Raw genomic sequence first — 21,546 nt, 5'->3', positions numbered from 1 at the left:
TTCCGCCGTTGATGAGGGCTACGCTCCCCCGTCTATCTGTGAGACGTAAGCCGTGTGCGTGTTCGAATCCACGGCCACGTGATGTGGTCCCAGTTCCACAGCTACCGTATTGGTCACCGATGTCCCCTTGATCACGAAGACCTTGTTCTCCATAGCCGTGACTTAGACCGTATGGTCACCGGAATCGACCCCTTGAGGACGTATACGGTACCGCTCGTTTCATCGACCGCCATATCAATGATTTCTCCTCCGACCTCGATGGTGGCAGACACCGGATACGGCACATCCGCCGCGAAGGCGAAATTGAACTCCCCAGCAGGAACGCTGTCAGGACTGATAAGGCGCAGACGCGCAGTAGGCTCTTTCGTCTCATAAAGCAGCACACTACGGAGGCGAATTTCACAGCCACGGGAACGAGTTGCAATGTACTAAAAAGCATTGGCCACAGCATGTTCAGCCCTTTGGGGTTCGCCGGACGTTGAGGGGTCGCATTGCCGGGCCTGAATTCCACCGTGAGTAGGGCAGATTTATATGGATTCTCGCTGACATGCGTCATGAACACCACGCCACGGTCACTTAATGACCATGGGGGGAATTCAAGCTTTGCGACTCTCAAGCATTCGGTAGCTGTCTTTAGTCAACACATATTTTGGAGAGTATTTCAATGAAATTTTTTGTAAAGTCAAGCAGTCTCGCGGCGCTCGGACTGTTGGCTCTGACCGCCTGCAGCGGTCCCAGCGCAGGAAGTTCGGAACCTTCGTCATCCCCGTCGTCATCATCTTCGTCTTCTGCCTCGCCGTCCGGGGTCTCTTCTGAAGCCGCTTCCTCTTCAGGTGCTTACACGACGGCGGCTTGGGCGCTGCCGATCTCCGAGGCAGGGGACAAGCTGGGCACCATCAAGGGCGACAGCTTCAGCGTGGACATCTACCAGGTAGCCACCGATGTTGCGTCCAAGGACAGCATGTTCGTGGACAAGGAGACCAAGGAGAACCTGCTCAAGAAGGGTGATCCCGTGGTGTACCTGAACTACGTGGTCACCAACACCTCAACAGCTGAGATTCCCTTGAGTCACTCACTGGTTAACACTTCCGCTAAGTACACGGACTGGAAGTACCTCGGCGGGATGCCTTCGGATTCCAGCAGCGAGGGTTTCAAGAAGCACGGGCTCTCGGACTCCGGTATCAAGTTAAAGGAAAAGGATCCATTCGTGTTGAAGCCGGGCGAGTCCTTCAATATTGCGGAGAATTTTGCTTACGCAGCCGGCAAGGAAACGAAGATCACGGCCATCATGACGCCCCAAAATGCTGCCGGTGACCTCGATCACGACAAGAAGGAAACGGCGGAAACCATAGTCCTCCTCAAGTAGTTTCCTTGGTGCGAAGTTCATCCGGTTAGTACAAATGGATTAGCTCCGGGAATGGGACGAACGCCCACTATTTGAGGTATATAAAGGTCAGCTGAGGGAAAGATGCTCTTATTGATGCAATACTTTTATCCTTCTCCACAAAGGTCGTTTCATTCGCATGGTGCTGGCAGTAGGCTCGGGGCAGCCCAAGGTTTATGGAACTATTCGGGCTTTCTCATCCATGCTGTTTGGAAATGAAAAGGATTTATCGTGAAGAATCCCAAGAAACTGATCCTCACTGCCGTCATGAGCGCCGGACTTGTAGCCGGGGGCGTTGCGGCCGGGGCGCCAGCAGCAAACGCGGCGACCAGCTGCCCTACTAACTATCTTTGTTTGTACTCCGGAACTAACCAAACAGGCACCATGCTCTTCATGGGCAATGGATCGTCCATGAATAACAGCGGCGGCTATTTTCAGAGCTCCTATCTTGCCGGCGGCAGCGCTGTTCGTAGCTCAGTAAACAACACGTTGGGTCGTTTCTGCACGTATAGTGCCTCCCTGGTGAAGACAAACATTCTTGCTGCACAAACCGGGGGAAACCTTGCCTCGACGAACGTTCGGTACGTCAAGATTTGCTAGTTTCTCCACCATACTGATGCCGTGAACGCGAGTTGATTGCGCCAGTGAGGGTCGAATGATGGCAAATGAGGCAGTGCCCGCAGCGTTCGCCGCGGGCACTGCCTTTTTGTTGACTAGCCTGCGGCTCACTTCAGCGGCGTGCAGTGACGAGCTGGTACTCGAGAAGTCCTCGGCCGCACGCTGACAGCCCGGGATGGGGCGCAGTCGGGTAGCTGTCCCGAGAATCACCAGAACAAAAACTATTGACGCCCCCGATTCGCCATGACAGCATGATGACCACAAGTTGATACCGGTATCAACTTGTTCCAACACTCCCACGTTGTCATTCGAAAGGACCATCCGTGCTTGGCTTCAAAGAAGAGGAATTCCTCACGCAGACCCGCAGTGCACTGGCACTGCAGGGGCAGATCGAAACGGTGGTCCACTCCATCCAGGAGCGGGAACCGGCCAACCTGTTCCTCATTGGTGCCGGCGGAACCTACGCCGCGATGCTGCCCTACGAGCACTTCATCCGGTCCCGCTCCACGCTGCCTGTCCGTGCATCCATCGGCAAGGAACTGATGCTGACGGAGGATCCCACGTTCGGTCCCGGCTCAGTAGCCGTCTTTGCCTCGGTCTCGGGTACCACGGAAGACGTCATCGAGGCCATCGAGTTTGCCAAGGCAAAGGGTGCCTACACCATCGGGTTCACTGGATTCGGGGACAGCCCGTTCGCCAAGGCGCTGGACGTTGCCTTGGTGACCGAGCCTAAAACCTGGCCCTTTGATATCCCCATGATTCTCTTGAGCACCCGGCTGCTCGCGGCCCGGGGCGAATTCGAAGGATATGAAGAACTGGCGGCGGAGCTGCAGACAGTTCCGGAGAGCTTGGTGGGCGTCGCACGTCAAGCTGAATCAGTGGCGGAAGCATTTGCCGAGAAGAACAAGGACGCTGACTACCATTTCCTGGTGGGCACCGGGAACCTCTGGGGCCTCACGTACCTCTATTCCATGTGCATTCTTGAAGAGATGCAGTGGCTCCGGACCACTCGTGTGCACGGTGCAGAGTTCTTCCACGGCTCCTTGGAACTCATTGAGGAAGACACCAGCCTCATGCTGCTGGTGGGCGAGGACGAGACCCGCCCGCTGATGGACCGCGTGGCCAAGTTCGCCGAAAACTACAACAAGAACACCACCTTGCTGGACAGCAAGGACTATGAACTCCCTGGCGTAAGCCCCCGATTCCGTGCACTCCTGGCCCCGCTGATTCTGGATACCGTCCTTGACCGTTTCAGCAAGCACCTCGAACGCGTCCGCAACCACTCCCTGGACCTGCGCCGCTACTACCGGGTGGTCGAATACTGACCAACACGACGCCTGCAGAGGCATCGGCCACGCTGCGGGCCCGGCGATGCCGGGCCCGCAGCTTCGAGACAGGAAGAGCATGAAAGTAATCGGGTTCGGGGACAACATTGTGGATCGTTTTCTCGATCGCAAGGTGATGTACCCCGGGGGGAACTGCGTTAATGTCGCGGTATTTGCCCGTCGGCTGGGCGCCGAGTCCGCCTATCTTGGCGTTTTCGGTTCGGATCCCCTGGGCGCCTTTGTCCGCGACGCCATCGATGCAGAGGGCGTTGACACCAGCAAGTGCATCGTCCGCGACGGCCTTAACGGGGTCACTGAAATCAAGGTAGTGGACGGCGACCGGATCTTCCTTGGCTGGAACGAAGGGGGCGTCACCATAAGTGATCCCTTCACTCTGGATGAGGAGCACCTCACGTACCTGGCCTCCGCCGATTTGGTGCATTCCAGTGTCTATTCTGCGTCGGAGGACCAGCTGCCGGCTGTCCGAAGCACTGGTGCCCTGGTCAGTTTTGACTATTCGTCGGAGCCGGAACGTCGATCAGATTCCTATCTGGTGCAGACCGCCCCTTACGTGGACCTGGCGCTGTTGTCGTGCGGAAACATGACCCGTGCCGCCGTCGAGCATGACCTCAGGCGGGTTCATGCCGCGGGCGTTTCGCTCGCGGTGGGGACCCGCGGCCAGGCAGGCGCCATGATGTACGACGGCGAACGCTTCCTCACGCAGGCCGCGGCACCTACCGATCCGCTCCGGTTCGCGGACACTATGGGTTGCGGGGATGCCTTCCTGGCCGGACTTGTGGTCAGTTTGCTTGGCTCCGGCTGGAGCCGAACGTGGCGGCCATCGGCCGACGCTTTGCAGAGGGCGTTGGTCCGGGGATCCGAGTACGCGGCGGCGCAGTGCTATGTGGAGGGTGCTTTCGGTTACGGCCGGGCAGTCGAGGTAGCAACCAGCCACCAAGGTAGCAACTAGCCATCGAGGGAACTACTAGGATCTGATGCAGAGACAAATCAACGCACGGGACCGCGGATGCGGATTCCACAACTGAAGGGGGCCGGATGGCGACGGATCATCAGAACCACCCGGCTGCCCCCACCATTACCGAAGTAGCAGCGGCTGCCGGGGTGGGGCGGGCTACGGTTGCCCGAACCCTCGGCAACTATGGTTCGGTCAGCGAAGCCACTCGCGCCAAGGTGATGCGGGCGGCCGAAAAACTGGGGTATCAGCCCAACACTTTGGCGCGCAGCATGACCACGGGAGTTACCAAAACTCTGGGAATTGTGCTGGCGGACGTTGCCAACCCGTTCTTCTCAGGTGTGCTCAAAGGAATCTCCGAAACCGCTAAAACGGCCGGGTATGACGCCATCATCCTGAGTACCGATGAGAAGCTTGAGCTGGAACGCGATGCAATAGCGGTCCTTCTGGCGAAGCAAGTGGATGGCCTCGTGGTGGCCTCCGCTGCGGGGCGAAGCGACGACGTTTCACACCTTTCCAATGCCATTGATCGCGGGACTCCAGTAGTTCTTATCGACCGCTTGGTGGACAAGCTGGAGACGGACTCCGTGGTGATCGACAACCGGGAAGCTGCCCGGTCCGCCGTTGCCTCGCTCATCCAGAATGGTCACCGGCGGATAGCCTTCGCCTGGGGTCCGGTCACTCTGAGTCCGGCGACTGATTTGAAACAAATGCACAGCATCCTGGATGAGGCACTGTGGAGTGACGGTGAGCGGTTGAGGGGCTACCTTGACGCCTTGGAAGAGGCAGGAATTCCTTTCGACACGGCTCTCATCACCCACGTTCTGAAGAATGAGGGTCAGGCCACGCGGGCTGTGAGTGGAATGTTGGCCCTTGCGGACCCGCCCACTGCCATCTTCACCACCGAAACCGAGGCGACGGTGGGGGCTTTGCATTCCTTGCGTGCCAAGAACCTTCGCGTGCTGAAGGACGTCTCCCTCATCGGTTTTGATGACAGCCCGTGGGCCGCCGTCATGGAACCTCCGTTGACCATGATCCAGCAACCCATGCGCAAGATGGGAACCGTCGCCTCCCAGCAGCTCATCGCAAGAATTGACGGCGATACCTCTGCTCCAAAGAAGCACGTCCTGCCGTCACAGCTGGTGGCCCGCTCCTCGGACGGACCTGTGCGGGCCGACCGCGCCGACTAGGAAATTCCTTCCTGTAATTTGCTATAAGTCTCTTCCGCGCTGATCTAAATCATGATTCACTGTGGTACCGGTATCACAAGTTCCAACCCCTCCCCAAGTTCAATCTCAGGAGTTACCCCTTCAGCCCGTCCGCGGTGAAGTACACCCCAACGGCGGGCGTGACTTCCCACTCCCGTAGGGGACCCGGCTGAATCGGCCCTTCGACCCGAAAGAAGAAACAATGCGAAAAAGCACCCAATCACTGATGGCATTGCTGGCCGGCGCCGCTTTGGCGCTCACCGCTTGTTCCGACGGCGGCAGTCAGCCGGCTGCTGCCCTGGACCCCAACGCTGAACCGCAGTACACGGGAACCCTCAGCATCCTCACGAAGTTTGGCGGAGACCCGCTGGAGCCATACTTTGAGGACCTGGCAGCGGAATACAAGAAGCAGCACCCGGAAGTATCCTTCGATCTCATCCAGGAAACGGACCAGAGCATCAAGGACAAGACCAAGACCCTGACCGCCTCCCAAGCCATGCCTGATATTTACTTCACCTGGGCCGGCAGTTGGGCAAACAACTTCATTGACGGGGGACTCGCAGCAGATCTATCCCCGGTTATTGCCCCTGGTACCGAATGGGGCAACAACTTCGGCGAATCCGCTCTGAAGGCCTTTTCCAAGGACGGCAAGTACTTCGCGGTTCCGCTCTACAACAACGGCAAGTTCATGGGTTACAACCAGCGGATCTTCAAAGAACTGGGTCTCACACCGCCGTCGAATTTCGATGAGCTGATCTCGTCCTGTTCGGTGCTGAAGGGAGCCGGCTACGAGCCGATCTCTTTCGGAAACAAGGACGGCTGGCCGGGTCTGCACTACCTGCAGCAACTCTTCGCTTACGAAGTGCCGGCGGAGACGCTACAGGCCGACTTCAGTCCCACAACAGCCAAGCTCGAGGACAAGGGCTACCTCAAGGCAATGGAGCAGTTCACCACATTGGTCACCGAGTGCACCGGCAGCGGTAAGGACTCCAACGGCGTCCTCTACACCACAGCGCAGCAGGCTCTGGCTGAGGGCAAGTCAGGCATGTACTACCAGGAGATCCTTGAATTCGACTCCACGGCCTCTGCCGATTCAAAGCTCAAGCAGGATGGTCTGGGCATCTTCAAACTTCCCGCCGCAACGGACGCCAAGGGCGATCCGCAAGCGATCGAAGGTTCCCCTGAGGGTTACATCATCAATGCGCGTTCCAAGAACGCCGCACTTGCAGCTGACTTCATGAAGTTCGTTACCAACACCCGGAACGCTGCCAAACTCTCCGCCCCGCCGTACGGCCAGCCCAGCGCAGTCAAAGGCGCGGTTTCCACGGAGAACTCTTCCGGACCTGTGATCGAGGGCATCAAACAGGTGAACGAAGCATCTGCGGCGATCACCTGGCTGGACTCCGTTACTGTTCCTGCGGTTGCTGATGCCTGGTTGGCCGGCGGAGAAGCCCTGGTGGCCGGAACGCAGACCCCGGATCAAGTTCTTGCTTCAGTCCGGGCTGCTTCCAGTGCAGCAAAGTAGCAGGGCAACGCCATGACCGTTTCCGATACTGACTGGAAGCCTGCGGCTCCGCCTCGGGCGCCTGTTTCCGCTAAGTCGCCAAAGAACCGAGCCGCCAAATCCGCCCGGACGCGTCGCTGGCGCAACATTGTGTGGGTGCTGCCGGCGGTCCTGCTGCTGGGTGTCTTCGCCTACCTGCCCTTGGTGCAGAACCTTGGTTTCAGTTTCCTCAAGTGGGACATCTACAGTGGCCGCCAAACCTTTGTGGGAGCGGACAACTACGTCCGCATGTTCAACGACCCCATCTTCTGGAAGTCACTCCTTAACAACACGCTGTACGCCATCATCTCCATTGCTTTCCAAGTGTTCGGGGCCATGATCCTCGCGGCCATGATCGAGGGACTTCGAAGCCAGCGGTGGAGGGGAATCCTCCGAGCCGTTTACTTTGTGCCCTCGGCGATCTCGCTGACAGTGGCTGGTCTCCTGTTCTACTTCATTTACGAGCCCGAGATGGGCATCCTGAACGCGGCGCTGGATTTCCTGGGCCTTGGAAACTTCACCCAGGCATGGTTGGGGCAGGAAAACACGGCGATCTTCGCCATCATCGCCATGAGTCAGTGGCAGGGCTTCGGGTACTGCACGCTTCTGTTCTCAGTGGCATTGCAGCGGATCCCGTCGGAACTCTATGAAGCGGCGTCCATAGACGGCGTCGGTCCTTTCCAGCGGTTCTTTTCGATTTCATTGCCGCTCGTCCGGGAAATGACCGGCCTGATGATGATTGTCACCGTGTCAGGAGCCTTTCAGGTGTTCAACGAAGTCATGGTCATGACCAGCGGAGGCCCCAACAATTCCAGCCAGGTCCTGGGCACCTGGCTCTACAGAAGCGGATTCGTTCGCAATGACTTCGGCTATGCGGCCGCCGTCGCAACCGCCGTCTTCATCATCACGTTGGTCCTTGCCGTCATTCAGCTTCGTATCTCCAAGAAAAGGAGGGTCCAATGGTGACGCGTTCAGCAGTGCTGCTGGTACTCGGGCGGGTCCTTGTTAAAGCGTTCCTGATTGCCCTCGCCGTCGTGGTTATTTATCCCTTGATATGGATGTTGCTCAACGGGGTGAAATCCAACTCCGAACTGTTCTCCAATCCCTTCGCCCTGCCCGTCGCGTGGAAATGGGACAACTACGTCACCGCGTGGAACCGAGGAGTGGGCGATTACCTTACTACCAGCGTTTTGGTGACCGTTGCTTCCACCATTGCCACCGTATTTATCAGCGCGTGGGCCGCATACGGACTGACCCGGGTGAATATCCCGTTCAACAAGGTGGTGCTGATCCTTATTCTTGGCGGCCTGATGCTCGCTCCCACGGTGGCGCTGATCCCGCTGGTCAAAATGTTCCAGAGCTTGGGACTGTACAACAACCTCTGGGCGTTGCTGATTTTGTACACCGCGTTCCGTGTTCCGTTCACAACCTTCCTCATCCGGGCTTACATGATGGATTTGCCTGCGGAGGTGGACGAGGCAGCATCAGTGGACGGAGCCTCAAAGGCCCGGGCGTTCTGGCAGGTCATCCTGCCTATGTGCAAACCGATCCTGGTTTCGACCGTTCTCTTGAACATCCTGTTCACCTGGAATGAGTACTTGTTCGCCATGGTGTTCACCAGCGGGGGAGCGCTGCAAACCCTTCCGGTGGGGCTGACCAATCTGATGTCCAAGCACGGTACGGACTATCCTGTGGTGTTCGCCGGCATGGCAATCGCAGCAATTCCTGTGATTGTGCTGTTCTTCGCAGGGCAGCGGTACTTCATCCGTGGCCTCGCTGATGGGGTTGGCAAGTAGACATGCGGGTACTGAATCCGGACCAGGTGGGTGGCTCAAATTTTGCTTACCAGCACCACACCTTGGAGCGTTGCCTCGACGACATGGCCGAGCTCGGTAGGACCGTAGTGGAGCTGTGGGGTATTGCCCCGCACCTTCACATTCCCGAAGCCGATTCAGCCCACTTGCGAAAAGTCAGGGGACAGCTGCGGGAACGTGAGCTCACAGTGTCCTGCATAACCCCGGAGCAGGTTGCCTATCCGGTCAACATTGCCTCCGGCGAGGAGTGGCTCAGGGAGCAAAGTCTGCAGTTCTTCCTGCGCGCCGCCGAGGTGTGCAGCGAGTTGGAGTCACCCCTGCTGTTCCTTACTTCCGGACGAGGATATGAGGACCAACCAGCTGAGGTCGCCTGGGGGAGGTCCGTCGTAGCCCTGCAAAACATCACTGAGCGCGCGGGCCAGTTGGGCGTGGCTTGTGTGCTTGAACCTCTTCAGCGTGTGGAGTCGAACCTCGTTACTGATGTGGGCTCGCTCCGGATAATGCTCGACGACGTCGGATCCTCAACTTTGGGGGTGGTGATTGACACCGTTGCCATGGCAGCAGCACATGAGCACGTCCGCGACTATGCCGAAGCTTTCGGCGAGGGCATCAAGCACGTGCACCTGGTTGACGGTGCTCCCACCGGCCATCTGGCGTGGGGCGACGGTTTTCTGGACCTCGAAGAAATTCTGCGCGAACTCAGTCAGCTGAACTACAGGGGCACGCTGACCTTTGAACTCTTTGGCGACGGCTCCTACGCGTTGGACCCACGCGCTGCAGTGACTCAGTGTCTCGATGCCTTTGAAGCCAGCCTGACCCGGATCCCGGTTTAGCCGGTCTCTGCTCCGGGGCAGCCCCAGGAGTTGGGGTTTTCCTGGCAGGTGTCGGCGACGAGGGCTTTTTCTGTTTTCCAGACGTGGATGGTTTTGGCGGGTGTGGTGATGTCCAGGGTTCCGTTGATGGGTAGGGGTGGGCCGTTGTTGACGGAGTAGGTGCCGGCGAAGTTGGTGGTGACGGTTGCTTGGTAGTTGCCGGTTTCCGTGTAGCTGTGGCTGGTGCGTGTGTCGTTGGTGAGCCATTCGGTTTCGGGGATGGAGTAGCCGGCGGCTGGTGTGGGGCCGAGGGTGGTGCCGTCGCCGAAGGTGTAGGTGAAGCTGGCGGGTGTGGCGGTGAGGTGGACTGTTTGGCCGAGGATGGTGACGTTGAAGGTTTGCTCGCCGGCGGTGGTGTAGAAGTTGGTGGGTCCGCCTTTGAGGGTGTGGGGGAAGGGTTGGGCTTCGAGGGTTCCGGGGTTGACGGGGAGTTGTTGGAAGTCGGTGAGGATCCGGGCGGCGATGTTGTCCAGGACGTTCTCGGGTTCGGGGTCGTACAGGCAGGTAGGGCCGCTGACAGGGATCCAGTCGGTCCAGCCGGGGTTGGTGATGGCTTTGGGGGCCTCTTTCCAGATGACCGGTGTGCCTGCTTCCGCGCCGACTGCGGCGGCCGGGCATTCGAGGGCGTCACAGCCGGGATCCTTCGTGTCGGGTCCGTCGGCCCGGCAGTGAACATCGGCCATGTACTGATTCGGATCGTCGGCTGCGGGTGAGGTTGATGATCCTCCGAGACTTGGTGCTAACTGTCCGCTCGTAGGATCGATTTTGAACCTGGCACCTATATCGATTCCTTCATCCCCCGCATTGTTTCCAGCCCATACGTCATCCGCCGATGCGGGTGTCAGTGCCAGACTGCAACATACTAATAGCCCGAAGGCGATGCCAAGGGCCGAGCGGATTACCGCATCGAAAGTCCTACTCGATGACGCCAAGGTCCACCACCGTCCAAGCGCCGTCGGCAAACTTGGCGAAGAGGGCGAACGCATCATTTGATGCTTCCGATCTTGATCGCCCGATGCTTCCGTCCGCGTTGTAGTAGTCGATTTGCTCTTGTACGACCTGCACTTTGGCCGCCCTCATGGTGTCGGCGGTCCATTGCACTTCCACCACCGGGATCGAGATCTTCCCTCCCGACAGCCACCGCCCATCCACATATCCGTCTTCGCCGGACTCCTGAAGACGGAGACAAAGCCGGCAGTCTCGGGAGGTCAGCGGCAGCCAGAACGACATATCGCCTGTTTCTCCCACGTAGGACAGCTGCGCGTACCAGTACCCAATAAACGCTTCCAGCCCCGCCTTGGAGTTTTCCTTCGCCAGCTCCGGCATCACGGGTACTGGCACGTTCTGTGCTTTTCCTTGGGCGTCGGCTGGCTTGTACACGGCAGACGCTGACGGAGTGGCCGTGGTCCCTGGTGGAGTAGCCGAAGCCGCCGGAACCGGAACGCTTGAGGTGGGCGACGCCGTCGTCGTGCCTGTTTGGGAGGCTCCACCGCCGGGCGTGCTGCCGCCCTGGCAGCCGCTCAGAAGCAAGGCTACTGAGAGTGCCACTGCCGCTGACCGGGCGCGAATAAAAGGCAGAGACACTAATGAGTGGCGTGGCATGGCGAGGCTCCCCAACAGCTGTTTTGGTGATGTGTCGGCCAGTCTAGGTGGGAAGAACAACCGCGACCCAGCCAGGAATTCGTGCTTGTGGATAACCCGCCGGAGTCGGGCGCGTTCCCTTCCCTCCGACGCTTCTCCCAAAGCGTCGGAGCTAGACGCTAGGGTGGTACTCAAGAGAAGGGGAGTGCTCCATGGAAGACCATAATGTGCAGCTTGATCCTGTGCCCGGGGGCGAAATCCCTGGTACCGGACGCACCATCATCTCCGAGGCGGCCGTCGCCAAAGTTGCGGGCATCGCTGCCCGCACAGTGCCCGGCGTCTACTCCTTGGGCTCCGCCCCATCCCGCGCGCTGGGTGCTATTCGCGACGCCGTCGGAAGCTCGGACCACGCCGCAGGCGTCCGCGCCGAGGTAGGAGAGACCCAGGTAGCAGTGGACATCACTTTGGTGGCTCTCTACGGCCACCCCCTGCACGGTGTCGCCAACCAGGTCCGGGCTGCCGTATACCGCGCCGTGGAAGAACTGGTGGGTCTCCAGGTGATTGAGGTCAACATCGAAATCACGGACGTCTTCATTGCACCGCCGGCCAAACCCGCGGGAAGCAAGACAGTGGTAGTGGAAAGGGAGGCACTTCAATGAGCATGACCGTGGTGGGAATCGCTATCGGCGCTTTCGTGGCTTTCATGTCCTTCTCGTTCGGGCTATGGGGTTTCCTGATCTCGCTGCTTTTCATGGGCATAGGTGCCCTGCTTGGCCGTGCGGCTGAGGGCAAGCTGGATCTTCGCAGTGTGCTGGATGCCATCACGGGCCGGCGCTCTTCGTCATGAGCGTGGCTGAGGCTGTGGAGTTCACCACCAGCCTGGCCGGCCATAACCGGATCAGTACCCAGGCTTTGACATCGTTGGCTCGAGCCGCCGCAGCGCAGGCGCTCGGCGTTGACGCCGGCGACATCCGCGCTGATTGGGCGGACGACGACGGCCTGTTGGCTTTGTCCATCGTGGCACCTATCAGCGTCCCGGCTTTGACCGAGGTGTTACGCGATCCGCAGCGTGTCCAAGGCTTTGGGGGCTCCATCTGGGACCGTGCGGTAGCCGCCAAGGCCTTCGTTCTTGAAACCGTCACCCGGCTCAGTGGTTCCCAACTCAGCAGGGTGGACATCAGGATCAGCGGAGCACACGTCACTGAGGGAGGCCGCGTCCAGTGACCCAGGATCAGGAAACACAGCAGATAGATGCAGCTGATTCGAATACGGGAGCAAGCCCTGTGGCCGGGGAAGACCCGGGGATGAGCCGTATCCTGCGCCGAGAAACGCATTCGTCCCGTGCGGGAGCGTCTGTGATCGCGGCAGTTCTGGTGATTGTTCTTTGCGGCTACGCCTTGCTGGAAGCAGGAGTCCGCGCGATCGGGCAACCGCCGTGGCTGATAGACCCCACTACGGCGGCGGAGCGCATTATCGCCCTCCCGGAAGGCATCTCACCGTTGCTGCTTGGGGCGAGTGGTGCCGTCATCGCAATGGTGGGGCTCTTCTTCCTGTTGCATGCTGTCCTGCCGGGCAGGCGAGCCCGCCACTTGCTCCGGGACCCACGCACCGCCGTTGTGGTTGATGATGAGGTCCTGGCCTCGGCGCTGGCACGTCGTGCACGAACTGCCGCGAACGTCACCCAGGAACAGGTCATGGTGATTGTCTCGCGGCAATTGGTGGTGGTGAACGTGCGGCCGACGTCCGGCAGCCGGGTCAGTGAAGAAGCAGTGCTAACAGCTGTTCAGGCTGAACTTGAGGAAATGTCGCCGGTGCCCATGCCTGCTGTCCGGGTCAACCTGGCGTCGTCAGGGGTGATCGGAGCGTGAACGGAACACCTAGGGCCCTCAACCGCATACTGCTGTTCATCATCGGCGTGAAACTGCTGGCCGTCGGAGTGCTTCTGGTGCTGTTGGCCACCGTGCCGGCAGTGGCCGCGTGGTGGCATGGTTGGTCAGCTTCGGTGTGGGCTGGTGCGGAAAATGCCTTCAGGCAAACGCACCTCCCCGGGCGGGAAGAGAGCTGGCTGTGGATTGTGGCCGGCATTCTCTTGGTGGCCATCATCATTGCGATGATCGCTTGGTTGTCCCAGCAAGGTAAAGGCCGGGCGAACCTCCTGGTGGCGAGCGACGACGACAGCGCGGTGGACGGGGAAGTCCGGATCGGCGGCGGCGTGGCCGAGCAAGCGCTGAGAGCTGCCCTGTCTGAGAGGACGGATCTCGCCGGCGCCTCTGTTGCCACCCTTGAAGTGAAAGGCCAGCCCGGACTACGCATCCGCATCCAACCAAGGCAGGGCGTGGCGCCTCACATTCTGGCTGCGGAAGTGTCGCAGCTGGTTGAAGCGATGGACCTGGTCATCGGGCAGAAGACTCCCGTGCTGGTGCACATGGTTTCCGGCGCCAGGGCAAGGTTTACCAAGGCGGAAAGGGTCCGCTGAGAACCCTCAGGGTCCTGCGGATCACTGGGTCCAACCGTCACAGAGGAGAACGTCATGAGGGAAGAAACCACCGGGCTGTTGGCGGAACTGGCTGCGCTTGAAGAACCCCGGGCTCGTGAAGTGAACGAAAAACACGGCGATGACCATGGGGTGAATCTCAGCAAGCTGCGCGCCATCGCGAAGAGGCTGAAAACCCAGCAGGATCTCTCCCGTGAGCTATGGGCAACCGGTGACACTGCGGCCAGGTTGCTGGCTCTCTTGATCTGCCGGCCCAAGGACTTTGAACGCGAGGAGCTGGACGGCATGTTGCGGGGTGCGCGGACTCCCAAAGTGCAGGACTGGCTGGTCAATTACGTTGTGAAGAAGAGTCCGCATTCCGAGGACCTGCGGGTGGCATGGTTCGCAGACCCTGATCCCGTGGTGGCCAGTGCCGGCTGGGCTCTGACCTCGGAACGGGTTGTCAAAAAACCCCAGGGCATGGACCTGATGCATTTACTGGACACGATTGAGGCCCGGATGAAGGAAGCCCCGGACAGGCTCCAATGGGCCATGAACACCTGCCTGGCGCAGATCGGGATCGAATTCCCGGAGCATAGGGCCAGGGCCTTGGACATTGGGGAGCGCTTGGAAGTACTGAAGGACTACCCCACGCCACCTAACTGCACCTCGCCGTTCGCGCCGGCTTGGATTAATGAAATGGTGCGGCGTCAGTCAGCGAAATGAGACCGGTCAGCCTCTGTTTCTGTGCATCATCCGGTAAGTGAGCTCGGCGAGCAGCTCTTCGTCGGAGAGGTGTGAGGCCCGCGAGATCGGGGCGTTGGGAACGGTGACGCGGGGAGGCCCCTGACGTGATTCTTCGCCCGTGCGCATGTCGTCAGGGGTGATCATGTCCGGGGCGAAGTTCGATTTACCTTTCAGGACCTCGGACACCGAGCCCGCCCTCCAGCCCAAAGCGTGCTCGAGCTTGCGCTGGTTGATCTCCTGCGTCCGCCGGGTTCCTGATTCCAGCGTGCGGACCGTCTTGATTGCAGTTCCTGCCTGCTTGGCCAACTGAACCTGGCTCAGCCCTTGCGCCAAGCGTTCTTCCTTGATCAGGCGGCCTATGGTTTGCAGTGCTTCAAGTTCATCCACGATTCCTACTTTTCCATAGGCAATAGTAGGCAATCAAATTAGGGCGGCGAATGGTTCGTCCGGGATTTGGCGGCAACCGTCCGCGGTTGACTGGACTCCCGCCGCCCGCAGTGAAGCTCAGGCGACTTGGTATCGATGCGATTACATTCGGTGTAAGCGCTTGCATTCGCATGATGATCCTAGTTAGTGTGAGCGTCACCACATCAATTGCGCCGCCGAATCTTTGTACTCAGCGAGGAGTCTTTAGCATGAAGAAAACCAAGTACCTGCTACCGGTCGCAGCCGCCGGTGTTCTGGCACTTACCCTTTCCGCCTGTAGCGGAGATGGTGGCGGTGGAGGATCCACCGCCGGCTCGGATGATTGCTCCGCCTACGAAAGCTATGGCAAGCATGACGGCAAGACCGTCTCCGTCTACTCCACCATCGTGGATATTGAAGCAACCAACCTCGAGGAATCCTGGTCGCAGTTCGAGAACTGCACAGGCATCACCGTTAAGTACGAGGGCAGCAAGGAATTTGAAACGCAGATCGGCGTGCGTGCCCAGTCCGGCACTGCCCCTGATGTTGCGATCTTCCCGCAACCCGGCCTCCTTGCCACTCAGGCACGTGCAGGCTACCTGAAGCCTGCTCCGAAGACCGTCTCCGATCTTGTGGACAAGAACTGGTCCCCGGACTGGAAGAAGTACGGCACCGTGGACGGCACCTACTACGCCGCTCCGATGCTTGCCAACGTCAAGGGCTTTGTTTGGTACTCGCCCAAGACCTTCAAGGACAAAGGCTGGGAAGTCCCCAAGACCTGGGACGAAATGATCGATCTGTCCAAGAAGATCGCGGCAGATGACAAGAACATGAAGCCGTGGTGTGCTGGTTTCGAATCCGGCGAGGCAACCGGCTGGCCGGGCACCGACTGGATCGAGGACGTTGTCCTGCGCGCCCACGGACCCGAGGTCTACGACCAGTGGGTGGCCCACCAGATCCCGTTCAATGACCCCAAGATTGTTGATTCCTTCAACAAGGCCGGCGACATCCTGCTCAACCCGGAGATGGTGAACGGTGGCTTCGGCGACGTTCGCACTATCCTGAGCACCGGTTTCGCCCAGGCGGGCCAGCCGGTCCTGGATGGTACCTGCGCCATGCACCACCAGGCCAACTTCCAGGCTGCTAACTGGCCTGCAGGAACCAACGTTGCCGAGGACGGCGACGTATGGGCCTTCATCACCCCGCCGATCGACGAAAGCAAGGGTAAGGCAGTTACCGGTGGCGGCGAGATGGTTGGCGCCTACAAGGACACCGCTGAAGTTCAGTCGTTCCTGGCCTACCTGGCAAGCGCCGACTTCGCCAACAACCGCGTCAAGCTTGGCGGCGTGGTCAGCGCAAACAAGGGCCTGGACCCCAACAACGCCCAGTCTGACCTGGACAAGCTGACGGTCAAGATCCTTCAGGACCCTGACACCGTGTTCCGCTTTGACGGCTCTGACCTGATGCCGAGTGCAGTTGGTTCCAACTCCTTCTGGAAGGGCATCGTGCAGTGGATCAACGGCACGTCCTCACAGGATGTTGCCAACAGCATCGAGTCCAGCTGGCCTAAGAGCTAACTCCCAAAGTGCTGCCTCCCCTGACTGGTACCGCCAGCCGGGGAGGCAGTGCTTTTCCCGGAACTTAGTGATTCACTCACGCCCCGGAGGTTGGGTATGGAATTCGTTGGAGAAAAACTCCTTCAAGTAGTGATAGCCCTGGCGATATTCGCCGCGGTTATCGGCATCATCATGCTGCTGGTGGACAGGGCACCTAAATCGATCAAGGACAAAGTAACCGTTGCGGGCTTCCTTGCCCCCGCGGCCATCCTGATGCTGGTGGGCCTGGTTTATCCGGCGGTTCGCACGTCAATGCTGGCCTTCACTGATGCCAGCGGCAACGGCAACGGCTTTGACAACTTCGTTTGGATGTTCACGCAGCCCGAGGCTCTGACCACGCTGAGGAACACCGTCATTTGGACCGTCCTGGTTCCGCTGCTATCCACGAGCTTTGGACTTGCCTACGCCGTGTTCATTGACAAAGCCCGTGGAGAGCGGGTTTTGAAATCGTTGGTCTTCATGCCCATGGCCATCTCCTTTGTGGGCGCCGGCATCATTTGGAAGCTCGTCTATGACTACCGCGGCCCGAACATTGAGCAGACCGGTGTCATCAACTTCTTCCGGGTCTCCTTGGGTATGGATCCCAAGCAGTTCCTTTTGGACGCCCCGGGAAACACCTTCTTCCTGATCATCGTCATGGTCTGGATCCAGACCGGCTTTGCCATGGTGATTCTCTCTGCAGCCATCAAGGGTGTCCCCGTGGAACTCCTTGAGGCGGCCCGCCTGGATGGGGCCAACGCCTGGCAGCAGTTCCGCAACGTGACGGTCCCGGGTATCCGTGGAGCCTTGGTGGTGGTGCTGACAACCATCACCATCGCCACGCTGAAGGTGTTCGATATTGTCCGAACCATGACCGCAGGCAACTACGACACGTCCGTGGTTGCCAACGAAATGTATACGCAGGCCTTCCGCGCAGGTGAGCCGGGACGCGGTGCCGCATTGGCCTTGGTCCTGTTCCTCATGGTGTTGCCGATCGTCGTGTACAACGCTCGAGTCCTTCGCAAGCAAAGGGAGATCCATTGACAGCCACGCCAGCCCCGAAAGAGGCCTCGAAGGCCACCCGGCAGCGTCCTGGATCCGATCCGACGGAGGACGCCCAGCCGATCATGCGGCGCGTCAAGACCAAGCTCACGTCCAAGTGGGCAACAGCGGCAGCCGTCATTATCGCCGTCGTATGGTCTGTGCCGACCTTCGGCCTCTTTGTCACCTCGTTCCGTCCTGCCGCCAAGCAGGTGGGTCCCCGGTCCGACGGCTGGTGGAATGCCTTCGTCGACTGGCAGTTCACGTTCAAGAACTATGTGGACGTCCTGACACCGGCGGGCTCACAGTCCGCCAACCTGTCGCAGTACTTCGTCAACTCCATTGCGATCGTCATCCCGGTCACCATCTTCGTGCTGGTATTGGGGTCCATGGCTGCGTATGTTTTCGCGTGGGGAAAGTTCAAGGGCCGCGACGCACTCTTCATCTTCGTCTTCGCCCTGCAGATCATTCCGCTCCAGATGGCGCTGATTCCGCTGCTGCAGTTCTTCACGCAGACCCTGCAGCTCCCCGCGGGCTCGTACGCCCAGCTGTGGATTGCCCACACCATGTTCGGCCTTCCGTTGGGCATCTTCCTCCTCCACAACTTCATCTCCGAAATTCCCGGTGAAGTCATTGAGGCGGCAAGGGTGGATGGTGCCGGACACAGCACCATTTTCTGGCGGATCATTCTGCCGCTCTCGGTCCCGGCCCTTGCCTCGCTGGCCATCTTCCAGTTCCTGTGGGTCTGGAATGACCTGCTGGTGGCGCTGGTGTTCTCCGGTGGAACCGCTGACGTTGCTCCGATCACGCAGCGTCTGGCAGAAATTTCCGGCACCCGTGGTGCCAGGGATTACCTGAACCCGGCAGCAGCGTTTGTCTCCATCATCATCCCGCTTCTGGTGTTCTTCGGATTGCAGCGCTACTTCGTTCGCGGCCTGCTTTCCGGCGGCCTCAAGGGGTAGGTACTGCGGCCTCGGTTACGCAGCGCGTTACGTGCACGCGTAACCGAGGGCCGCAATCCACAAGTACGCACCTAAGGTTTGAAGGCGGAGCAACGACGGCCGGAGAGGGGAGCCTGTGTCAAAAACTACGGGTAGATCCCAACGTGGCGGCCATACCGGTGTCAGTATTGAGGACGTTGCCGCAGCCGCTGGAGTTTCCACCGCCACCGTCTCACGAGCCGTGCGGGGACTGCCGCGGGTCTCTCCCGCCACCCGCGAAAAAATTCTTGAAGTAGCCAGTTCCCTGGGGTACGTGGCGTCGTCGTCGGCGTCAGGCCTGGCAACCGGCCGTACGCGCACCATCGGCGTGCTGGCCCCCTTCGTCAGCAGGTGGTTCTTCTCCAAAGCGATCGAGGGCGCGGACCGGGAGCTCCACTCCCGCAAGTACAACCTCTCCTTGTTCAACCTGGGCGGCCATGGCAGCAACCGTGAGCGCCTCTTCAGTTCCACCATGGTCTACAAACAGATTGACGCCTTGCTGGTGCTGTGTATGTCCTTGACCGAGGAAGAGCTGGAACATCTCCACAAGATCGATATCCCGCTGGTAGTGGTGGGCGGTCACGTTGAGGACTGCGCCTACATAGGCATCAATGACTACGACGCCGCGTCCACCGCCGTGCGGCATCTGCTGGACTTGGGACACAAGGACATCGCGCTGCTCCATGGCGACGACGAAACGGACCTGAATTTCGACGTTCCCCGCGTCCGTATCCGCGCCTTCCAGGAAGTCATGACCGACGCCGGCCTGGAAGTCCGTCCCGAATGGGACCAGTGGGGGGACTTCACAGTCGCCAGCGGGCAGCAAGCGTTCAACCGGCTTTGGAGCCAACCAGGCCGCAAGCCAACGGCTATTTTCTGTTCCTCGGATGAGATGGCGATGGGTGTCATTTTCGAAGCGGGGCGGCACGGGGTCAGGGTCCCGCAAGACCTCTCAGTCATCGGGATCGACGACCATGACTTCTCGGCATCAATCGGGCTCACCACGGTGGGCCAGCGCCCCGACAACCAGGCCGAGCTGGCAACCAAGATGCTGCTGGATGAACTCGACGGCAACCCGGGGGCAGTCCATTCAGAAGTGGCCCCCCACAAGCTGATTGTCCGGGAGACAACAGCCCCGCCGAGCTAGCCACACGGCGGCGGCAATCTCCGTCATGAACCGCGCTTTGCCCCCACCTAATTAGTGTGCCGCGACCACGCCTGACGGTTCCGAAAACGGAACCAACGTTTGGACGTCGTCCGGAGACACTAAGTAGAGGAATAGGCGATCATGCATACATCACTTCCGTCCCGGCTCGGGGCCGAAGCATTGGGGACTTTTGTCCTCGTCTTTGGAGGCTGCGGCAGCGCAGTTTTGGCTGCAAGAGTCCTCTCCGAGGACAAGGTCAATATGGGAATCGGATTCCTGGGCGTCGCATTGGCGTTTGGGCTGACAGTTCTTGCCATGGCTTACGCAGTGGGCCACATCTCCGGCGGGCACTTCAACCCCGCGGTGACCATCGGTGCGGCTTTAGCGGGTCGCGTTGAGTGGAAGGCCGTGGGGCCTTACATCATCACGCAAGTAGCAGCTGCCTCTGTAGCGGGCCTGGCACTTTTCACCATAGCGTCCGGCAAAGACGGATTCGACGCCGTGAAATCCGGTTTCGCATCCAACGGTTATGGCGAGAGATCCCCGGAAGGGTATTCACTGCTCGCTGGCCTGTTGACGGAGGTCGTCTTGACCGCCATCTTCCTTTACATCATCCTGGGCAGCACCGACTCCCGGGCACCCAAAGGTTTCGCACCCGCGGCGATCGGGCTCGGACTGACCTTGATCCACTTGGTGTCCATCCCGGTGACCAACACGTCCGTGAATCCGGCGCGTTCCCTTGGTGTGGCTTGGTTCGCAGGGCCCGAAGCGCTGGGGCAGGTATGGCTCTTCATTCTCGCCCCGATCATCGGGGCTGCCATCGCGGGCATCACGTACAAGAAGTTCTTCCCGAACACCGAGGACGTGGTCCTCGAACGCTAAACCAGGAAGCCAAATCCCAGGCCAGGAGTCGCAGGGCCAGGCAGCCCTGGGCCAGGTACGCGCAGGGCTAGGACGCGCGGGCCAGTTGCCGGATGGGTATCCACCGCGAAGCAAGCCTGCGGTAGGCAGCGGCTGCGCCGGTCATGTCGCCTTCGGCCAGGCACTCGATGCCGAGCCGGACATCCATGGGCGATTCGTCCGGGTACACCTTGTCAGCCACGGCACCGTAGTCCAGCTCCACCATGGACTGGACATGGAAAAGTTCCAGCCATTCCGTGAGCTGCGTGAGGTCATCCAGCATGTCCAAATCCGGCGCAGCCAACGCCAAGTGGGCTACAGCGAACCGGGCCCGGTCCAGGGCTTCGGTGAGGGGTGTCCACACACGCACGGTAAGGATGCGCCCCTCGGCCTCCACCACATCCTTGCGGTCAGACTCGCTGAAGAGCGAGAACCAGCTGAACGGGATGCCCCACGTGGAGGCGCGGGTGTGCACGCGCTTTGCGGCTTCCCCTGCGTTGATGCGATCGATCCTGGCCTGGTGTTTGTCCCGCTGCGAGACCGGAATGAGGAGATCGGCCAGCGGACTGTGCACACCGTCCATGAGCGCATTGGCTGCCAAGCCCGCCCGAATCACCAGTTGACTTGGGCAGTAAAGCAGCCGTGCGGCGTCGTGATCTTCTGTTTCCTGCGGCGCAGCGTGCCGCCCGGTAGGTACGCGCGTCATGCGCACCAGGTCCGTGCGGCCGGTGGGGAAAGGATCACCGCCGGAACGCGTGATGCGTCCCAGCGAGGCTTGGAGCTCCGCATTTTCGACGGCGGCCCGGGAGCCGGCCTTACTGCCTTCCGCCAGAAGCCGGCGCTGCTGTTCGGGTGGGAAGGCCTCAAGGGGCTCATAAATACGCAGCGACGAAGAGAACGGCAGACCTGCCTGACCCCGGTAAAGGTTTCCAGTCATGTC

25 protein-coding genes are annotated in these 21,546 nt (G+C 59.9%); 20 read left to right on the top strand and 5 right to left on the bottom strand.

Features of this window, described 5'->3' with window-relative positions:
- Positions 1–18: 18 nt before the first annotated feature.
- The gene (locus tag BACI9J_RS24660; RefSeq protein WP_268891982.1) at positions 19–153 is read right to left on the bottom strand and encodes a hypothetical protein; all 135 of its coding nucleotides are present in this window, start codon (positions 151–153) and stop codon (positions 19–21) included.
- A 511-nt stretch (positions 154–664) separates the two neighbouring features.
- Here BACI9J_RS24660 and BACI9J_RS19045 point away from each other — a divergent pair.
- The 9 genes from BACI9J_RS19045 to BACI9J_RS19005 all read left to right on the top strand — a co-directional run bounded on the left by BACI9J_RS19045 (position 665) and on the right by BACI9J_RS19005 (position 9,698).
- A complete protein-coding gene (locus tag BACI9J_RS19045) occupies positions 665–1,366 on the top strand; it encodes a hypothetical protein (protein WP_159735749.1) in 702 nt (233 codons plus the stop codon).
- Positions 1,367–1,615: 249 nt separating this feature from the next.
- Positions 1,616–1,984: a peptidase inhibitor family I36 protein gene (locus BACI9J_RS19040; RefSeq protein ID WP_159735748.1), complete on the top strand. Its 369-nt coding sequence runs from the start codon at positions 1,616–1,618 to the stop codon at positions 1,982–1,984.
- 341 nt (positions 1,985–2,325) lie between these two features.
- A complete protein-coding gene (locus BACI9J_RS19035) occupies positions 2,326–3,327 on the top strand; it encodes an SIS domain-containing protein (RefSeq protein ID WP_159735747.1) in 1,002 nt (333 codons plus the stop codon).
- A 79-nt stretch (positions 3,328–3,406) separates the two neighbouring features.
- Entirely contained in the window at positions 3,407–4,297 is an 891-nt protein-coding gene (locus BACI9J_RS19030; RefSeq protein WP_159735746.1) for a PfkB family carbohydrate kinase, read from the top strand.
- Between the two features lie 86 nt (positions 4,298–4,383).
- Positions 4,384–5,490, top strand: a complete 1,107-nt coding sequence (locus BACI9J_RS19025) for a LacI family DNA-binding transcriptional regulator (RefSeq protein WP_159735745.1) — start codon at positions 4,384–4,386, stop codon at positions 5,488–5,490.
- A gap of 220 nt (positions 5,491–5,710) precedes the next feature.
- On the top strand, positions 5,711–7,033 hold the full coding sequence (locus BACI9J_RS19020) for an ABC transporter substrate-binding protein (protein WP_159735744.1): 1,323 nt from the start codon (positions 5,711–5,713) through the stop codon (positions 7,031–7,033).
- Between the two features lie 12 nt (positions 7,034–7,045).
- Complete coding sequence (locus tag BACI9J_RS19015; protein ID WP_159735743.1) at positions 7,046–8,017, top strand: carbohydrate ABC transporter permease; 972 nt, start codon at positions 7,046–7,048, stop codon at positions 8,015–8,017.
- Positions 8,011–8,847: a carbohydrate ABC transporter permease gene (locus BACI9J_RS19010; protein ID WP_159735742.1), complete on the top strand. Its 837-nt coding sequence runs from the start codon at positions 8,011–8,013 to the stop codon at positions 8,845–8,847. Before BACI9J_RS19015 ends, BACI9J_RS19010 begins: the two co-directional genes overlap by 7 nt.
- 2 nt (positions 8,848–8,849) lie before the next feature.
- Positions 8,850–9,698 carry a sugar phosphate isomerase/epimerase family protein gene (locus BACI9J_RS19005; RefSeq protein ID WP_159735741.1) on the top strand — a complete coding sequence of 283 codons (849 nt, stop codon included), beginning with the start codon at positions 8,850–8,852 and terminating at the stop codon, positions 9,696–9,698.
- Here BACI9J_RS19005 and BACI9J_RS19000 read toward each other — a convergent pair.
- Together BACI9J_RS19000 and BACI9J_RS18995 are read right to left on the bottom strand one after the other, a co-directional pair.
- A complete protein-coding gene (locus BACI9J_RS19000; protein WP_159735740.1) occupies positions 9,695–10,420 on the bottom strand; it encodes a hypothetical protein in 726 nt (241 codons plus the stop codon). The genes BACI9J_RS19005 and BACI9J_RS19000 overlap by 4 nt on opposite strands.
- 232 nt (positions 10,421–10,652) lie before the next feature.
- Entirely contained in the window at positions 10,653–11,117 is a 465-nt protein-coding gene (locus tag BACI9J_RS18995) for a DUF6318 family protein (protein WP_236558766.1), read from the bottom strand.
- A gap of 413 nt (positions 11,118–11,530) precedes the next feature.
- On the opposite strand from BACI9J_RS18995, the gene BACI9J_RS18990 reads away from it, so the two are divergent.
- The 6 genes from BACI9J_RS18990 to BACI9J_RS18965 are packed head-to-tail and all read left to right on the top strand — an operon-like array spanning position 11,531 to position 14,517.
- On the top strand, positions 11,531–11,977 hold the full coding sequence (locus BACI9J_RS18990) for an Asp23/Gls24 family envelope stress response protein (protein ID WP_159735739.1): 447 nt from the start codon (positions 11,531–11,533) through the stop codon (positions 11,975–11,977).
- The gene (locus tag BACI9J_RS18985) at positions 11,974–12,165 is read left to right on the top strand and encodes a DUF2273 domain-containing protein (RefSeq protein ID WP_018779541.1); all 192 of its coding nucleotides are present in this window, start codon (positions 11,974–11,976) and stop codon (positions 12,163–12,165) included. The genes BACI9J_RS18990 and BACI9J_RS18985 overlap by 4 nt, the downstream gene beginning before the upstream one ends.
- Positions 12,162–12,542, top strand: coding sequence for a hypothetical protein (locus tag BACI9J_RS18980; RefSeq protein ID WP_159735738.1), 381 nt, complete (start codon positions 12,162–12,164; stop codon positions 12,540–12,542). Before BACI9J_RS18985 ends, BACI9J_RS18980 begins: the two co-directional genes overlap by 4 nt.
- Positions 12,539–13,186 (top strand): DUF6286 domain-containing protein, encoded by a 648-nt coding sequence (locus tag BACI9J_RS18975; RefSeq protein ID WP_159735737.1) that lies wholly within the window; start codon positions 12,539–12,541, stop codon positions 13,184–13,186. Before BACI9J_RS18980 ends, BACI9J_RS18975 begins: the two co-directional genes overlap by 4 nt.
- Positions 13,183–13,794, top strand: a complete 612-nt coding sequence (locus tag BACI9J_RS18970) for a hypothetical protein (protein WP_159735736.1) — start codon at positions 13,183–13,185, stop codon at positions 13,792–13,794. The genes BACI9J_RS18975 and BACI9J_RS18970 overlap by 4 nt, the downstream gene beginning before the upstream one ends.
- Positions 13,795–13,848: 54 nt before the next feature.
- Positions 13,849–14,517 (top strand): DNA alkylation repair protein, encoded by a 669-nt coding sequence (locus tag BACI9J_RS18965; RefSeq protein WP_159735735.1) that lies wholly within the window; start codon positions 13,849–13,851, stop codon positions 14,515–14,517.
- 6 nt (positions 14,518–14,523) lie between these two features.
- Here the strand turns inward: BACI9J_RS18965 and BACI9J_RS18960 are convergent, their stop codons facing one another.
- On the bottom strand, positions 14,524–14,925 hold the full coding sequence (locus BACI9J_RS18960) for a helix-turn-helix domain-containing protein (protein WP_159735734.1): 402 nt from the start codon (positions 14,923–14,925) through the stop codon (positions 14,524–14,526).
- 248 nt (positions 14,926–15,173) lie between these two features.
- Here BACI9J_RS18960 and BACI9J_RS18955 point away from each other — a divergent pair, with 248 nt between their 5' ends.
- The 5 genes from BACI9J_RS18955 (at position 15,174) to aqpZ (ending at position 20,588) form a co-directional block, all read left to right on the top strand.
- A complete protein-coding gene (locus BACI9J_RS18955) occupies positions 15,174–16,520 on the top strand; it encodes an ABC transporter substrate-binding protein (RefSeq protein WP_159735733.1) in 1,347 nt (448 codons plus the stop codon).
- Between the two features lie 96 nt (positions 16,521–16,616).
- Positions 16,617–17,582, top strand: coding sequence for a carbohydrate ABC transporter permease (locus tag BACI9J_RS18950; protein ID WP_159735732.1), 966 nt, complete (start codon positions 16,617–16,619; stop codon positions 17,580–17,582).
- Positions 17,579–18,541, top strand: a complete 963-nt coding sequence (locus tag BACI9J_RS18945; protein WP_159735731.1) for a carbohydrate ABC transporter permease — start codon at positions 17,579–17,581, stop codon at positions 18,539–18,541. Before BACI9J_RS18950 ends, BACI9J_RS18945 begins: the two co-directional genes overlap by 4 nt.
- Before the next feature lie 115 nt (positions 18,542–18,656).
- Positions 18,657–19,706: a LacI family DNA-binding transcriptional regulator gene (locus BACI9J_RS18940; protein WP_159735730.1), complete on the top strand. Its 1,050-nt coding sequence runs from the start codon at positions 18,657–18,659 to the stop codon at positions 19,704–19,706.
- 141 nt (positions 19,707–19,847) lie between these two features.
- On the top strand, positions 19,848–20,588 hold the full coding sequence (aqpZ, locus tag BACI9J_RS18935; RefSeq protein WP_159735729.1) for an aquaporin Z: 741 nt from the start codon (positions 19,848–19,850) through the stop codon (positions 20,586–20,588).
- Positions 20,589–20,655: 67 nt separating this feature from the next.
- Here aqpZ and BACI9J_RS18930 read toward each other — a convergent pair whose 3' ends face one another.
- Positions 20,656–21,543, bottom strand: a complete 888-nt coding sequence (locus BACI9J_RS18930) for a hypothetical protein (protein ID WP_159735728.1) — start codon at positions 21,541–21,543, stop codon at positions 20,656–20,658.
- Positions 21,544–21,546 lie beyond the last annotated feature (3 nt).

This window comes from Arthrobacter sp. 9V (assembly GCF_902506065.1).
Classification (GTDB): domain Bacteria; phylum Actinomycetota; class Actinomycetes; order Actinomycetales; family Micrococcaceae; genus Arthrobacter.
The sequence above is the reverse complement of the archived record's forward strand: the minus strand, read 5'-3'. Positions and strand labels throughout refer to the sequence as shown.

What these genes read in the sequence shown, in the direction of transcription:
- BACI9J_RS24660 (WP_268891982.1), bottom strand. Translation starts at nt 153, where the DNA reads ATGGAGAACAAGGTCTTCGTGATCAAGGGGACATCGGTGACCAATACG.
- BACI9J_RS19045 (WP_159735749.1), top strand. Translation starts at nt 665, where the DNA reads ATGAAATTTTTTGTAAAGTCAAGCAGTCTCGCGGCGCTCGGACTGTTG.
- BACI9J_RS19030 (WP_159735746.1), top strand. Translation starts at nt 3,407, where the DNA reads ATGAAAGTAATCGGGTTCGGGGACAACATTGTGGATCGTTTTCTCGAT.
- BACI9J_RS19025 (WP_159735745.1), top strand. Translation starts at nt 4,384, where the DNA reads ATGGCGACGGATCATCAGAACCACCCGGCTGCCCCCACCATTACCGAA.
- BACI9J_RS19020 (WP_159735744.1), top strand. Translation starts at nt 5,711, where the DNA reads ATGCGAAAAAGCACCCAATCACTGATGGCATTGCTGGCCGGCGCCGCT.
- BACI9J_RS19015 (WP_159735743.1), top strand. Translation starts at nt 7,046, where the DNA reads ATGACCGTTTCCGATACTGACTGGAAGCCTGCGGCTCCGCCTCGGGCG.
- BACI9J_RS19010 (WP_159735742.1), top strand. Translation starts at nt 8,011, where the DNA reads ATGGTGACGCGTTCAGCAGTGCTGCTGGTACTCGGGCGGGTCCTTGTT.
- BACI9J_RS19005 (WP_159735741.1), top strand. Translation starts at nt 8,850, where the DNA reads ATGCGGGTACTGAATCCGGACCAGGTGGGTGGCTCAAATTTTGCTTAC.
- BACI9J_RS19000 (WP_159735740.1), bottom strand. Translation starts at nt 10,420, where the DNA reads ATGGCCGATGTTCACTGCCGGGCCGACGGACCCGACACGAAGGATCCC.
- BACI9J_RS18990 (WP_159735739.1), top strand. Translation starts at nt 11,531, where the DNA reads ATGGAAGACCATAATGTGCAGCTTGATCCTGTGCCCGGGGGCGAAATC.
- BACI9J_RS18985 (WP_018779541.1), top strand. Translation starts at nt 11,974, where the DNA reads ATGAGCATGACCGTGGTGGGAATCGCTATCGGCGCTTTCGTGGCTTTC.
- BACI9J_RS18980 (WP_159735738.1), top strand. Translation starts at nt 12,162, where the DNA reads ATGAGCGTGGCTGAGGCTGTGGAGTTCACCACCAGCCTGGCCGGCCAT.
- BACI9J_RS18965 (WP_159735735.1), top strand. Translation starts at nt 13,849, where the DNA reads ATGAGGGAAGAAACCACCGGGCTGTTGGCGGAACTGGCTGCGCTTGAA.
- BACI9J_RS18955 (WP_159735733.1), top strand. Translation starts at nt 15,174, where the DNA reads ATGAAGAAAACCAAGTACCTGCTACCGGTCGCAGCCGCCGGTGTTCTG.
- BACI9J_RS18950 (WP_159735732.1), top strand. Translation starts at nt 16,617, where the DNA reads ATGGAATTCGTTGGAGAAAAACTCCTTCAAGTAGTGATAGCCCTGGCG.
- aqpZ (WP_159735729.1), top strand. Translation starts at nt 19,848, where the DNA reads ATGCATACATCACTTCCGTCCCGGCTCGGGGCCGAAGCATTGGGGACT.
- BACI9J_RS18930 (WP_159735728.1), bottom strand. Translation starts at nt 21,543, where the DNA reads ATGACTGGAAACCTTTACCGGGGTCAGGCAGGTCTGCCGTTCTCTTCG.